Here is a 14,614-nt window from a genome sequence, read left to right as displayed (position 1 = left end):
AAAAAAGATAGACTTAGAAACATTTCAACTAGTTATATAAAAGTAATGTTACTTTCAAACTAAATATTTCGATTATTGTCTAGTTTTTTATAGAGGGTTTCAGCTAGGAACCTCTTTTGAGTTTTAGTACGCTAGTTAGCGTAATATATTCACTTCTTAAAATCAAGCTATATTTTAAAGCAATATAAATAGTAAACCCTTACATTTTCAAAAAATTATTAATTATAATAAGGTTATAGATGAATTTATTTAACATAGAGTTGGAGCGACATAAATGATTATAGTTATAGATAATAAAGATTCATTTACATATAATTTAATAGATTATTTTAAGACAGAAACTGATAAAGAGATAGTTGTATACGAGGTAGATGACGTTTCCGTTGATCTATTAAGGTCATCTAACGTAGAGGCAATTGTCATCTCGCCAGGTCCAGGTAAACCTAGTGACTATCCAATTTTAACTGAAATTATGAATCAATTTGAGGGTGAAATTCCTATATTAGGTGTCTGTTTAGGTTTCCAATTTATTTATGAATATTATGGAGGTACGATTATTCATGGATTAAAGCCGGTTCACGGTCATACCACGACGTTAACTCATAGAGGAACTGGACTATTTAAAGGACTACCTAAATCGTTTGAAGTAATGAGATATCATTCACTGATTGCTGATAAAAATCATATCCCTACCGTTTTAAATATGACAGCTTATAACGAAGAGGGGATTATAATGGCTTTTGAACATAATCAATATCCTATTTATGGCGTTCAGTATCATCCTGAATCTATTTTAAGTGAATATGGGCATGAACAGATTCGACTATTTTTAGAAAAAGTGAGGATAGACTATGAACATCGCATTTAATTATCGATACTATACGACACCTGATCATTTTGAAACAATAGCATTGAATTTTGACACGTATGTCTCTAAAAAGGTGGCTTACACTTTGAATGACATCGGTGCAGTAGTTCGCTTTGCTCAAGATGAACAATCAAACGGACGATACGTAGCACTTTATCTTACATATGAAGCGGCAAAATTTTTTAATCAAGAAATGGCTACGCACGAATTGGATAATAATCAAGTCATAGCTCTTGCATATAGTTTCAATCCTAATATGGCTAAACATCCGTCTAACAATCTTTCACAAAGCTACATTCCTAAACATCAGTTTCGCTTTTTGGAAAGTGATGCAGAAATGCAAGATAAGATTAAACAAGTTCAAGACGCAATCACTGATGGAGAAACGTATCAAGTGAACTATACAACACGTTTAGTTAGTGATATCCATTACCCAATCTCTGATTTATATTATTATTTAACTCAGACAAATAATGGTGGTTATACTGCATTATTAGATGTAGAAGAGATTAAAGTTGCCTCAATTTCTCCTGAATTATTCTTTCAAAAAGGAGCATTTAATAACCAAGAAAATGTAGTCGTAAGTAAACCGATGAAAGGGACAATGCCACGTAGTATTAATAAAGATGAAGATTTGATGAATTATGAAATATTGAAGAACTCTCTTAAAGATCGTGCTGAAAATGTAATGATTGTTGATTTATTGCGTAATGATATTTCTAGAATTTCTAAGCCAGGAACTATACACGTTAATAAGCCATTCTTTATAGAAAGTTATAAGACTGTTTATCAAATGACGAGTATGGTCTCGGGTCGATTAGAAGCCGAAACGAGTTTGACTGATATTCTAAAAGCGCTGTTTCCATGTGGTTCTATTACGGGCGCACCGAAACTTAATACGATGTCATACATTAAAGCGCTTGAGGCTAATCCTAGATATATTTATTGTGGCACAATTGGATTATTATGCCCGGATGATAAAATGATATTTAATATTCCAATTCGAACGCTTGAGTATCGAAATGAGAAAGTTCATTACGGTGTGGGTGCAGGGATTACGATTGATTCTATACCTGAAAAAGAAGTACAAGAGTTTCGAGATAAAACAAAGATATTGGAGATGTTATAAATGAACTTGTTTGAAACGATGCGTTTAGAAAATGGTGAAATTCCAAGACTTCAATATCATATTAATCGAATACAACAATCATGTGGACGTTTAGGTTATGCCTTTTCAAAGGAGAACTGGTTACATCTTGTAAAGGAGATTATAAAAAATCATCAACAGGGCACGTTCCGACTTAAAATAGAAATAGATAAAACTGGCGATATGAATTATGTAATTAAACCTTTATCTCAAAAGTCGCTGTTTACGGCTAAATTTCAGCAAGTTCAAACGCATTATAACGAACGATATATCATTAACAAAACCACAGAACGCCGGCATTTAGCACACAATCATGAAACAGATTTAATATTATTATATGATGAAAAAGGTAAGATTCTGGAATTTGATATTGGTAATATCATGATAGAGGAAGAAGGTACATACAATACGCCGAGTTATGACAACGACTTTTTATTGGGATGCATGCGTCAATCTCTTATAGATGAAGGAAAACTTTCAATCAAAAATTATACTAAAACAGAACTCAGCGAGAAATTAACTAATCAGCAGGTACGTATCTATTTACTAAATAGTTTACGAGAGGTTGCCGATGTGTCTATTTATCTATAAAATAATATTGGAAGTATATGCGTATTTATTGATAAAAACGAACTAACGGAGTGAAATATGGCAATATTATGGGTTGTAATTATTGTGATTTTAAATGTGATAAGTAAATATTTAGCAGATCGATATTTAAATAATAATGCACTCATTAAGGCACGAATTGTGGCAACCGTTACCGTTTTAATTCAATGTGTATTCATTTATTTTTTAATTAAATCAATCATTCCTTATGTGGTTGATTTTCTAAATATATTTTATCATCATTAAACATAATTATTTTGAGGTGGAGTTATGAAAATTTATAGTCAGGGAGATCAAGCAATTGTAATTGCGGTTGAAAAAGATGTATCTAAAAATGTAACAACTGAGTTAATCGCAGTGCGTAATCATTTATTAGAGAAAGATTTGCCATTTATAACTGAAATTGTGCCTACTGAATCAGATATGATGATTTGCTATGATGCTCGAGATATGATTAAACATCATAATATTACTTCACCTTTTCAATATATGAAGGCACTAGTAACATCTATTCAAGAAGAAATAAAACAATTAGAAATGAACAAAGATGAGAGCACGACCTATGAAATTCCTATTATTTATGGTGATGAATTTGGTCCCGATTTACAGGACTTGCTAGAGTATTACAAATTAACAAAAGATGAATTTATTCAATTACATTCTGATAATGCTTACTTTGTCTCTATGATGGGCTATGCTCCTGGCTTTCCATATTTAACTGGAATGAATGAGGCATTGTATGTTAATCATACAAGTAATAAGAAGAAACTTGTTACTGCAGGTTCAGTTATTATTGAAGGAAAAAAATGCGGGATTGTTACAACTGATACATATAATGATTGGTTAGTGATAGGGTACACGCCTATGACGTTGTTTACTCCTGAAAAAGAAGATTTTACACTGCTAAAATTAGGAGATAATGTCACATTCAAACCAGAAAAACGCAAAGATATTGAATTAGGAGAATTTAAACCATGTCAATCATAATAGAAAAAGCCGGATTGTTTAGTAGCTTTCAAGATTTCGGGCGTCATGGATATGAATATGCAGGTGTTATTCCGTGTGGAGCTTTAGACACGCTAGGTCATGAAATAGCAAATCGTCTTGTCGCTAATGACAAGAATGAAGCAACACTTGAAATGACACATATAATGGCTAAAATTCGATTCACTGAACCTACTTTGATTGCATTAACAGGTCAAAATTTTGAAGCTTATACACAAAACATGCGAGTAAAACCTTATAAACTATACCTTTTAGGTAAAGATGATGTGTTATCTTTTAAAGAAACAAATAAAACGTCACGTGTATATCTTGCTATAGGTGGAGGATTTAAATTAGACAATTGGCTGGGTTCGAATTCTACGGATTTAAATGTTCACATTGGTGGCTATCACGGGCGTAAACTTGAAAATGGCGATGAAGTTGAAATGAAAAGAGAATATACTGAACGTCATCATAAGTTATTTGAGAATCTAAAAGAAAAGCGTACTACTGATTGGGGGATTGATGGTTATGCATTGTCGTTCAACTATATCTCTGACGTGTTTCATGTTATCGCAAATAAAGGTACTGAAGACTTTGATAAGGAAACGCAATCCCATTTTATTAAAGGCGAATATAAAGTAACTAATAAATCAAATCGTGTTGGTATGTTATTAGATGGTGAGAAGATAAAAGCATATTACGATGATATGCCTGCACATCAATCTGTTAAAAGAGGAACAATTCAAGTTAAACGAGATGGTACACCGATTATCTTATTAAACGATCATTATACAATAGGAAGTTACCCTCAAATTGGAACGATTGCGAGTTATCATTTGACTAAACTTGCACAGAAACCACAAGGTTCACGTTTGAAATTCCAATTTATTGATATTGAAACCGCTGAAAAAAATGTTGTGAAATTTAGCAATTGGATGAATCAACTGTTTCACGGTATTGAATTCAGAATGCAATTAGAAATGATGAAATAACTGTTAATAATTAATTGAATGTACGATTTATTTATACGGATTTTTAATAGATTGAGTAGGTCTATAGTCTGATTAAAAATATCATATAAAAAGCTATAATAAATAAATCAGTGCGTCATCATTATACTTGTATATATTTGTGACAAACTATTGAGATGTCGATATATAAAGATGTTTTTTCTTGATAAATGAGTAAAAATACTATATATTTATATATTGAACTACGGGCAATATTACAATAATATTACAAAGTTCATAATTTGTTAATATTTTATTAATAATTAAATAGAATAGCATCCAACATTGTATACATAAGGCATTACTAACGTATAGTTCGTCATTGGGATAAATATGTAAGAGTGAATTATCGTTTGTATTTAATGTATGTGTATGACATATTCTTAATAAATTAAAATAGCGAAATTTAAAAACTAGTAAGTAATTGCATAACGGTCATATTTGAGTGAGTGTTTAAGTCTTCGGTTAAGTCTTTAACATTTCTTCAAAGTTGAATAACTATAAACGGAGGAAACATACATGAGTTTACACAAAAAGAAAATAAGTCTTTTTGCGTTTTTCTTACTGACTGTTTTTACAGTGACATTGAAGACGTATTTTTCATATTATGTTGATTTTTCTTTGGGTGTTAAAGGACTAGTTCAAAACTTAATACTATTGATGAATCCATATAGTTTAATCGCGCTTATTTTAAGTGTGTTCTTATTCTTTAAAGGAAAAAAAGCATATTGGTTCATCTTTATTGGAGGATTTTTACTATCATTCTTGCTATATGCAAATGTAGTTTATTTTAGATTCTTCTCGGACTTTTTAACATTTAGTACACTTAACCAAGCGGGGAATGTTGAGTCTATGGGTGGTGCTGTTGGGGCATCATTTAAATGGTATGACTTTGTTTACTTTATAGATACTATTGTTTATCTATTCATCCTTATTTTCAAAGGAAGTTGGTTAGATAAGCGGGTCTTCAGTAAAAAGTTTGTACCGGTTGTAATGGCTGCTTCAGTAGCATTATTCTTCTTGAACTTAGCTTTTGCTGAAACAGATCGTCCTGAGTTATTAACACGTACGTTTGACCATAAATATTTAGTGAAGTATTTAGGTCCATATAACTTTACAGTTTATGATGGCGTTAAAACAATCCAGAATAACCAACAAAAAGCATTGGCTTCTGAAGATGACCTAACTAAAGTATTGAATTACACGAAACAAAAAAATACAACACCAAATTCAGAGTATTTTGGTGCTGCTAAGAAGAAAAATATTATTAAAATACATCTAGAAAGTTTCCAAACATTTTTAATCAATAAAAAGGTTAATGGTAAAGAAGTAACACCGTTCTTAAATAAATTATCTACAGGTAACGAAGATTTTAGATACTATCCAAACTTCTTCCATCAAACTGGTCAAGGTAAAACATCAGACGCTGAGTTCACAATGGATAACAGCCTTTATGGTTTACCACAAGGTTCTGCATATTCATTGAAAGGTGATAATACTTACCAATCATTACCTGCTATTTTAGATCAAAAGCAAGGTTATACTTCTGATGTTATGCACGGTGACTATAAAACATTCTGGAACCGTGACCAAGTTTATAAACATTTTGGTATTGATAAATTCTACGATGCAACATATTATGATATGTCTGACGATAATATTGTTAACTTAGGTTTAAAAGATAAACCGTTCTTTAAAGAGTCAGCAGAATATCAATCTAAAATGAAAGGACCATTCTATTCACACTTAATTACATTAACAAACCACTATCCATTCACATTGAGTGAGGAAGATGCAGATATTGATAAACCTAATACAGGTGATTCAACTGTTGATGGTTACATTCAAACAGCGCATTATTTAGACCAAGCACTTGAAGAGTACGTAACTGATCTTAAGAAGAAAGGTTTATACGACGATTCAGTTATTATGATTTATGGTGACCATTATGGTATTTCAGAGAACCATAATAATGCGATGGAAAAATTATTAGGTGAAAAGATTACGCCAGCGAAATTTATGGACTTAAATCGTACAGGTTTCTGGCTAAAAATTCCTGGTAAAGAAGGTACAGTAGATAAGACATATGCTGGTCAAATGGATGTTATGCCTACTATATTACATTTAGTAGGAATTGACTCTAAAAACTTCTTAATGTTTGGTACTGACATGTTATCTAAAGATCATAATGATGTAATTCCATTCCGTAATGGTGATTTCATCACGAAAGATTACAAATATGTAAACGGTAAAGCATATTCTAATAAAACTAACGAATTATTAGAGACGCAACCAAAAGATTTAGATAAGAATAAGAAACAGGTTGAGAAAGATTTAGAAATGAGTGACAATGTCTTAAATGGTGACTTGTTCAGATTCTATAAAAACCCTGATTTCAAAAAAATTGACCCATCTAAATATGAATATAAAACTGGGCCAAAAGGTAACCAAAAATAATAACAAAACGAGTTGAACAAACGTTCAACTCGTTTTTTGTTTGTATTTCAATTTAGTTAATGTCATAGACAAGTATTTTAAATAAGAGTTTTAATAAAATAATATCGAATTCATTATTAATTTAAATATCTATGATAATAGCAAGTATTATCCAAGTGCTACATCTAAAATCATCATAATTGTAAAGCCAATCATTAGACTTAGTGTTGCTAAATCAGTATTGTTACCAGATTGTGAGTCAGGTATAAGTTCTTCAACTACAACGAATATCATAGCGCCAGCTGCAAAAGCTAACGCATAAGGTAAAATAGGTGTAATAACTAAAATCAATGCAGCTCCGATAGTAGCAAAGATAGGTTCTACAATTGCTGAAGCTTGACCGTAATTGAAAGCTTTCCAACGAGATGCGCCTGCAGCTCTAATAGGCATTGATAATGCTGCACCTTCTGGAATGTTTTGTATTCCTATACCAATCGCTAAGCCTAAAGCACCTAAAAATGTAGCTTGACTATTACCAGTTGCAATTCCACCAAAAGCAACACCAATCGATAGACCTTCTGGAATATTATGTAATGTAATAGCTAGTACTAATAGCGTATTCTTACTTAAAGAAGTCTTAACACCCTCGCGGTACTGACTCTTATCGCCAATTCTTTGATGTAAATGAGGAATAACTGAATCGAGGACACGTATGAAGATACCACCAAACAAAAAGCCAATTGCAGCAGGTAACCAAGCAGGCAAACTACCATCTTTACCATATTCAATAGAGGGTTGTAATAAAGACCAAAAGCTGGCAGCTATCATAATGCCCGCAGCAAATCCTTGCATAGATGTTAGTATTCGTTTATTTACGGATTTAAATATAAATACAGAAGCAGCACCTAATGCTGTGAGTAGCCAAGTAATAATACCTGCTACAAGCGCCTGTAAATAAGGCGGTAAATTTTCGAAAAAGTCAATCATAACTCTTGTCTCCTTGTATCATTTAAGCCTAAAAAGGTGTATAATATATAGAACTGATTTAAGCTTATCAAAAATATTTAAAAAATTCGATATTTCGATTTGGAAAAGGAAGTAGATGCATGGAAGCGTATAAAATAGAGCACTTAAATAAATCATATGCGGATAAAATCATTTTCGATGATTTAAACCTATCTATTTCTGAACATGAAAGAATAGGATTGGTTGGAATAAATGGTACTGGTAAAAGTACTCTACTTAAAGTTATCGGGAATATAGATGATGATTATACAGCTGATATTACGCATCCTAATCAATATCGTATACGGTATTCTTCTCAAAAGCAGGATTTAGATGGAGATATGACTGTTTTTCAAGCTGTACTTAGTTCAGACACATCGACTCTTCAAATTATAAAAGCTTACGAAGAAGCAGTTAATGCTTATTCACAACAACAAGATGACGCGCATTTTCAAAAGATGATGAAAGCACAAGAGGCTATGGACCAAAATAGTGCATGGGATTATAATGCAGAAATTAAAACCATATTATCTAAACTAGGTATTAATGACACGACCAAAAAGGTGAACGAACTGTCAGGTGGTCAGCAAAAACGCGTAGTGCTTGCTAAAACGCTTATTGAACAACCTGATCTATTATTATTAGACGAACCTACAAACCACCTAGACTTTGAATCTATAACATGGCTAATCAATTATGTAAAGCAGTATCCTCATACCGTATTGTTCGTAACTCATGATCGTTACTTTTTAAATGAAATTGCGAGTAGAATCATTGAATTAGATAGAGGTAAATTAAAATCTTATCCAGGTAATTATGAAGATTACATAGCAATGCGAGCAGAAAATGAAATTATTGAACAAAAACAACAAGAAAAGCAAAAGGCTTTATATAAACAAGAATTAGCTTGGATGAGAGCTGGCGCTAAGGCAAGAACGACAAAGCAACAAGCACGTATCAACCGTTTTAATGATTTAGAATCAGAAGTGCAAGATCAACACGTTCAAGATAAAGGGCAATTGAATCTAGCGTATTCAAGATTAGGCAAACAAGTGTATGAGTTAGAAAAACTTTCAAAACAAATTAACGGCAGAACATTATTTGAAGATATTACTGAAATTATTCAAAGTGGGCAACTTATTGGTATTGTTGGGCCAAATGGAGCTGGAAAGACAACATTATTAAATATTTTAAGCGGAGAAGACAACGATTATACAGGCACACTTAAAATTGGCCAAACTGTAAAAGTAGCATACTTTAAACAAACAGAAGAAACGTTAGATAGAGATATACGTATGATTGATTACCTACGAGAAGAGAGTGAAGTGGCTAAAGAGAAGGATGGGACTTCAATTTCTGTAACTCAATTACTAGAACGTTTCTTGTTCCCAAGCTCAACACATGGTAAGAAGATATACAAATTATCAGGCGGAGAGCAAAAACGCTTATATTTATTAAGATTACTCGTGCATCAACCTAATGTACTGTTGCTAGATGAACCGACAAATGACTTAGATACAGAAACATTAACTATTTTAGAGGACTATATTAGTAGTTTTGGTGGTTCAGTTATAACTGTTAGTCACGATCGCTATTTTTTAAATAAAGTCGCTCAAGAGTACTGGTATATTCATGACGGAAAGATGGAACGTATTGTAGGGACCTTTGAAGATTATGAGACTTATAAGAAAGAGCAGGATAAATTAGCTGCACTAGAGAAACAAGCACAACAACCAAAGCAAAAAACAACGGCGCGAAAAAAATCAGGGTTGTCTTATAAGGAAAAACGAGAATATGAAACTTTGATGGAACGTATTGAACAAACTGAAACACGCTTAGAAGAAATAGATGAAGAGATGATTGAGGCCAGTGCTGATTATGGCAAAATCAAAGAATTAAATGAAGAGAAAGAACATTTAGAGCTAACATATGAAACAGACATCACGAGATGGAGTGAATTAGAAGAACTAAAAGAGCAATAAGGGGAATGTAAAGTATGGAAGCAACATTATCGCATTATTTTGGGTATGACAAGTTCAGACCTGGTCAAAAAGAAATCATAACTAAAATAATGGATCATCATAATGTTTTAGGTGTATTACCTACAGGTGGTGGTAAATCAATTTGCTACCAAGTGCCTGGATTAATGTTAGGTGGAACGACAATTGTAATAAGTCCACTAATATCTTTAATGAAAGACCAAGTTGATCAACTTAAAGCAATGGGGATTAAAGCAGCATTCTTAAATAGTAGTTTAACTAAGAAGCAACAAAAAGAAATCGAAGATGATTTAAGGAAAGGTCATATTCAGTTTTTATATGTTGCACCAGAACGTTTCGATAATCAATATTTTTTAAGTTTATTAAGTCGAATTGATATTCATCTTATCGCATTTGATGAGGCACATTGTATATCTAAGTGGGGGCATGACTTTAGACCTAGCTATCAAAGTGTCATTAAAAAAGTATTCACATTACCTCAAAACTTTACAATCGTTGCATTAACGGCAACAGCTACTGCAGAAGTACAGCAAGATATTATGGAAAAGTTAAACATAGATAGACGAGATGAAGTAAAAACAAGTACGAAACGTCGGAATCTTATTTTTAAAGTGAATCCTACCTATCAACGTCAGAAATTTGTTGTAGATTATGTGCAGAAACATAAAGAACAAGCAGGAATTATCTATTGCTCTACACGTAAGCAAGTTGAGGAGTTACAAGAAGCATTAGATGTTATCAATGTTTCTTCGGCAATTTATCATGCTGGTTTAACAAACAAAGAACGCGAGGCCGCTCAAAATGAATTTGTATATGATAAAGTGAAGGTTGTTATTGCGACAAACGCCTTTGGTATGGGGATAGATAAATCAAATGTTAGATACGTTATACACTATAATATGCCAGGTGATTTAGAATCATATTATCAAGAGGCAGGTCGTGCAGGTCGTGATGGATTAGAAAGTGAATGCATTCTTTTATTTAGTGAACGTGATAAAGGATTGCATGAATATTTTATTACAGTTTCACAGGCTGATGAAGATTATAAAGATAAAATGGGTGAGAAACTCACTAAAATGATTCAATACACGAAAACAAAAAAATGCCTTGAAGCGACTGTAGTACATTATTTTGAACCTAACGAAAAATTAGAAGAGTGCGGACAATGTAGTAGCTGTATTCAACAAAATAAAACATATGATATGACGCAAGAAGCTAAAATGATTATTAGTTGTATCGCACGCATGCGTCAAAAAGAAAGCTATAGCGTAATCATTCAAGTCTTGCGTGGAGAAACAAGTGATTATATTAAATATAATGATTATGATAAGTTGACGACACATGGTTTGATGAAAGATTATACCACTTCAGAATTAAATCATTTAATTGATGAATTGCGTTTCAAAGGGTTTTTAAATGAAAATGATGAAATCTTAATATGTGATGAAAGTGTTAAAAAGTTACTTAACAATAAAGAGAAAGTATTTACGACACCATTTAAACAAAAATCCAAAGAAAAAGTCTATATCAATACAGTTGAAGGTGTAGATCGAGCATTATACAGTGAATTAGTTGAAGTTCGACGTAAGTTAAGTGAGAAATTGAATATTGCACCGGTTAGTATTTTTTCGGATTACACGTTAGAAGAGTTTGCTAAACGCAAACCAGAATCCAAACAAGAAATGATATCTATAGATGGTGTTGGTAGCTATAAATTAAAACATTATTGTCCGAAATTCTTAGAGATTATACATTCATATAAAGCGAGTATATAAAGTAAAAGGTAAGGTTGTTACTATTTCTGTAGCGAACCTTACCTTTATTTTATTGCCACATTATTAATTTTAAATGTAATTTCTATATTTCGATTAATTTAATATGAATTCATCATTAAACATGTTTAAATAGGGAATAAGAATGCAAACTATTTGAATAAGTAAAGCAAATGAAGGTGACTAAATGATTGAATTTAAAAACGTAACAAAACGTTATGGGGATAATGTGGCAGTTGATGATGTAAGTTTCAAAATAAATGAGGGTGAGTTTTTTGTAATTATAGGTCCATCAGGGTGTGGTAAAACAACTACTTTGAAGATGATTAATAGGCTTATTCCGTTAAGTGAAGGTTATATTTATTTTAAAGATAAACCTATAAGTGATTATCCTGTTTATGAAATGAGATGGGATATTGGATATGTGTTGCAACAAATCGCACTTTTCCCTCATATGACCATTAAAGAGAATATTGCACAGGTTCCACAGATGAAAAAATGGAAAGATAAAGATATAGATCAACGTGTTGACGAATTACTTGAAATGGTTGGTTTAGAACCTGAAAAATATCGAGATCGTAAACCAGATGAATTATCAGGTGGCCAACGACAGAGAGTTGGTGTAGTAAGAGCATTAGCTGTAGATCCACCAGTTATATTGATGGATGAACCTTTTAGTGCACTGGATCCAATCAGTCGCGAGAAACTACAAGATGATTTAATAGAACTACAAACTAAAATCAAAAAGACAATTGTATTTGTAACGCATGATATTCAAGAAGCAATGAAGCTAGGTGATCGAATTTGTTTACTTAATAATGGGCATGTTGAACAAATAGATACACCACAAGCATTCCGTAATCAACCTAAAAATAAATTTGTAGAAGAGTTTATGGGTAGCCATTTAGAACAAGATAAAGAAAGCTTACAGTTGAAAGATCTTAATATTACTTCGCCACTCACAGAAAAAGAAACACACCATGATTATCCTGAAATCAATAGTGATGCGCAATTACGTTCAGTTTATTCTACATTAGCCCAACATGAAGCGGTTATTGTTAATGATGTATCAACCTCCACGCAATCACTCTTAAAACGTGAAGATATCTTTAAGTATTTATCTGAGATAGACCATGACAAGGAGGTTAAAGCATGAGCGAATTATTTAGCACACTCAATGATCGTAAAGGCGAAGTACTTACGACCATCTTAGAACATATCCAAATTTCATTTATTGCACTACTAATCGCAATTTTAATCGCTGTGCCATTAGGGATTGCTTTAACAAAGACGAAGCGGTTATCTGAGGTCGTTATGAATATAGCTGCTATATTACAAACCATTCCATCATTGGCATTATTAGGGTTAATGATTCCAATATTTGGTATTGGTCGCGTGCCAGCAATTATTGCATTAGTTGTGTATGCATTGTTGCCAATTTTGAGAAATACATATACGGGCATTAAAGAAGTTGATCCGTCTCTTATTGAAGCTGCAAAAGGTATTGGCATGAAGCCGATGCGTCGTTTGACTAAAGTAGAATTGCCAATAGCGATGCCAGTGATGATGGCCGGTATTCGTACTGCTATGGTTCTAATTATCGGTACAGCAACTTTAGCCGCATTAATTGGTGCCGGTGGACTAGGAGATTTAATTTTACTAGGTATTGACCGTAACAACACGTCTTTAATCCTTATCGGAGCGATTCCTGCTGCACTACTCGCAATTATGTTTGATTTAATACTACGTTATATGGAGAAATTATCTTATAAAAAGCTACTAATCACTGTAGGTGCAATGATTCTTATTATACTATTAGTCATTGTTGTACCACTTTTCGGTAAAAAAGGTGACACAATTACGCTTGCAGGTAAATTAGGTTCAGAACCTTCAATTATTACGAATATGTACAAAATTTTAATTGAGGATGAAACGGATGATACAGTTGATGTTAAAGATGGTATGGGTAAAACATCATTCCTGTTTAATGCATTAAAATCTGACGACATCGACGGATATTTAGAATTTACAGGGACAGTATTAGGTGAATTAACTAAAGAAGATTTAAAATCTAAAAAAGAAGATGCAGTATATCAACAAGCTAAACAAAGTCTAGAGAAGAAATATGACATGACGATGTTAAAACCTATGAAATATAATAATACGTATGCTTTAGCGGTGAAGAGAGACTTTGCTAAAGAAAATAATATTAAAACAATTGGTGATTTACAAAAGGTTGAAGATAAAATTAAACCAGGGTTCACTATGGAATTTAATGATCGATCTGATGGTTATAAAGCTGTGGCGAAAGCTTATGGTCTCAACTTATCTAATGTTAAAAAAATGGAGCCTAAATTACGCTATACTGCAGTAGAAAAAGGTGACATTAATTTAATTGACGCATATTCAACAGATGCAGAATTAAAACAATATAATATGGTAGTCTTAAAAGATGATAAACACGTATTCCCACCATATCAAGGTGCACCAATGTTTAAAGAAAAATTCTTAAAGCAACATCCAGAAATTAAAAAACCGCTCAACAAATTAGAGGGTAAAATTTCAGATGAAGAGATGCAAGAAATGAATTACAAAGTTACCGTGAAAAATGAAGATCCGTATAATGTTGCGAAACATTATCTTGAAAAAGAAGGTTTAGTAAAATAAATAGTCACGCGAAAATGTTGGAACAAGACAACGAATTAATCATGAATTCGTTGTCTTGTTCCTTTTTTTAAAGCGCAAAATTAGTAAATACAATTGTAATCTGAATTAATTTT

The 14,614-nt window shown here is 32.3% G+C and carries 12 protein-coding genes and 1 riboswitch; of the genes, 11 read left to right on the top strand and 1 reads right to left on the bottom strand.

The features are described from left to right. Positions 1-73: 73 nt before the first annotated feature. Positions 74-120, bottom strand: a riboswitch (PreQ1 riboswitch). 154 nt (positions 121-274) lie between these two features. From EQ029_RS10110 to ltaS, 7 genes are all read left to right on the top strand, one after another. After that, the gene (locus tag EQ029_RS10110) at positions 275-868 is read left to right on the top strand and encodes an anthranilate synthase component II (RefSeq protein WP_011276446.1); all 594 of its coding nucleotides are present in this window, start codon (positions 275-277) and stop codon (positions 866-868) included. Beyond that, positions 852-1,997 carry a chorismate-binding protein gene (locus EQ029_RS10105; protein WP_016930964.1) on the top strand — a complete coding sequence of 382 codons (1,146 nt, stop codon included), beginning with the start codon at positions 852-854 and terminating at the stop codon, positions 1,995-1,997. Before EQ029_RS10110 ends, EQ029_RS10105 begins: the two co-directional genes overlap by 17 nt. Beyond that, positions 1,998-2,606, top strand: coding sequence for an aminotransferase class IV (locus tag EQ029_RS10100; RefSeq protein WP_057504668.1), 609 nt, complete (start codon positions 1,998-2,000; stop codon positions 2,604-2,606). A gap of 57 nt (positions 2,607-2,663) precedes the next feature. Beyond that, positions 2,664-2,870 carry a hypothetical protein gene (locus EQ029_RS10095; protein ID WP_011276443.1) on the top strand — a complete coding sequence of 69 codons (207 nt, stop codon included), beginning with the start codon at positions 2,664-2,666 and terminating at the stop codon, positions 2,868-2,870. Between the two features lie 24 nt (positions 2,871-2,894). Continuing rightward, complete coding sequence (locus EQ029_RS10090; protein ID WP_011276442.1) at positions 2,895-3,611, top strand: 5-oxoprolinase subunit B family protein; 717 nt, start codon at positions 2,895-2,897, stop codon at positions 3,609-3,611. Then, entirely contained in the window at positions 3,599-4,603 is a 1,005-nt protein-coding gene (locus EQ029_RS10085; RefSeq protein WP_011276441.1) for a 5-oxoprolinase subunit C family protein, read from the top strand. Before EQ029_RS10090 ends, EQ029_RS10085 begins: the two co-directional genes overlap by 13 nt. Positions 4,604-5,140: 537 nt before the next feature. Further along, positions 5,141-7,078: a polyglycerol-phosphate lipoteichoic acid synthase LtaS gene (ltaS, locus tag EQ029_RS10080; RefSeq protein ID WP_011276440.1), complete on the top strand. Its 1,938-nt coding sequence runs from the start codon at positions 5,141-5,143 to the stop codon at positions 7,076-7,078. Positions 7,079-7,225: 147 nt separating this feature from the next. Here the strand turns inward: ltaS and EQ029_RS10075 are convergent, their stop codons facing one another. Beyond that, positions 7,226-8,044: a ZIP family metal transporter gene (locus EQ029_RS10075; protein ID WP_011276437.1), complete on the bottom strand. Its 819-nt coding sequence runs from the start codon at positions 8,042-8,044 to the stop codon at positions 7,226-7,228. Between the two features lie 119 nt (positions 8,045-8,163). Between EQ029_RS10075 and EQ029_RS10070 the strand changes: the two genes are divergently transcribed. The 4 genes from EQ029_RS10070 (at position 8,164) to EQ029_RS10055 (ending at position 14,501) form a co-directional block, all read left to right on the top strand. Next, the gene (locus tag EQ029_RS10070) at positions 8,164-10,044 is read left to right on the top strand and encodes an ABC-F family ATP-binding cassette domain-containing protein (protein ID WP_033079622.1); all 1,881 of its coding nucleotides are present in this window, start codon (positions 8,164-8,166) and stop codon (positions 10,042-10,044) included. Between the two features lie 14 nt (positions 10,045-10,058). After that, complete coding sequence (gene recQ / locus EQ029_RS10065; protein ID WP_011276435.1) at positions 10,059-11,837, top strand: DNA helicase RecQ; 1,779 nt, start codon at positions 10,059-10,061, stop codon at positions 11,835-11,837. A 184-nt stretch (positions 11,838-12,021) separates the two neighbouring features. Continuing rightward, a complete protein-coding gene (locus tag EQ029_RS10060) occupies positions 12,022-12,990 on the top strand; it encodes an ABC transporter ATP-binding protein (RefSeq protein WP_011276434.1) in 969 nt (322 codons plus the stop codon). After that, complete coding sequence (locus EQ029_RS10055) at positions 12,987-14,501, top strand: ABC transporter permease/substrate-binding protein (protein WP_011276433.1); 1,515 nt, start codon at positions 12,987-12,989, stop codon at positions 14,499-14,501. Before EQ029_RS10060 ends, EQ029_RS10055 begins: the two co-directional genes overlap by 4 nt. Positions 14,502-14,614: the final 113 nt, after the last annotated feature.

It is taken from the genome of Staphylococcus haemolyticus (genome assembly GCF_006094395.1).
GTDB lineage: Bacteria > Bacillota > Bacilli > Staphylococcales > Staphylococcaceae > Staphylococcus > Staphylococcus haemolyticus.
The sequence above is the reverse complement of the archived record's forward strand: the minus strand, read 5'-3'. Positions and strand labels throughout refer to the sequence as shown.

Excerpts from the sequence above, each read along its gene's own strand:
- EQ029_RS10110 (WP_011276446.1), top strand. The coding sequence starts at position 275 with ATGATTATAGTTATAGATAATAAAGATTCATTTACATATAATTTAATA.
- EQ029_RS10105 (WP_016930964.1), top strand. The coding sequence starts at position 852 with ATGAACATCGCATTTAATTATCGATACTATACGACACCTGATCATTTT.
- EQ029_RS10100 (WP_057504668.1), top strand. The coding sequence starts at position 1,998 with ATGAACTTGTTTGAAACGATGCGTTTAGAAAATGGTGAAATTCCAAGA.
- EQ029_RS10095 (WP_011276443.1), top strand. The coding sequence starts at position 2,664 with ATGGCAATATTATGGGTTGTAATTATTGTGATTTTAAATGTGATAAGT.
- EQ029_RS10090 (WP_011276442.1), top strand. The coding sequence starts at position 2,895 with ATGAAAATTTATAGTCAGGGAGATCAAGCAATTGTAATTGCGGTTGAA.
- EQ029_RS10085 (WP_011276441.1), top strand. The coding sequence starts at position 3,599 with ATGTCAATCATAATAGAAAAAGCCGGATTGTTTAGTAGCTTTCAAGAT.
- ltaS (WP_011276440.1), top strand. The coding sequence starts at position 5,141 with ATGAGTTTACACAAAAAGAAAATAAGTCTTTTTGCGTTTTTCTTACTG.
- EQ029_RS10075 (WP_011276437.1), bottom strand. The coding sequence starts at position 8,044 with ATGATTGACTTTTTCGAAAATTTACCGCCTTATTTACAGGCGCTTGTA.
- EQ029_RS10070 (WP_033079622.1), top strand. The coding sequence starts at position 8,164 with ATGGAAGCGTATAAAATAGAGCACTTAAATAAATCATATGCGGATAAA.
- recQ (WP_011276435.1), top strand. The coding sequence starts at position 10,059 with ATGGAAGCAACATTATCGCATTATTTTGGGTATGACAAGTTCAGACCT.
- EQ029_RS10060 (WP_011276434.1), top strand. The coding sequence starts at position 12,022 with ATGATTGAATTTAAAAACGTAACAAAACGTTATGGGGATAATGTGGCA.
- EQ029_RS10055 (WP_011276433.1), top strand. The coding sequence starts at position 12,987 with ATGAGCGAATTATTTAGCACACTCAATGATCGTAAAGGCGAAGTACTT.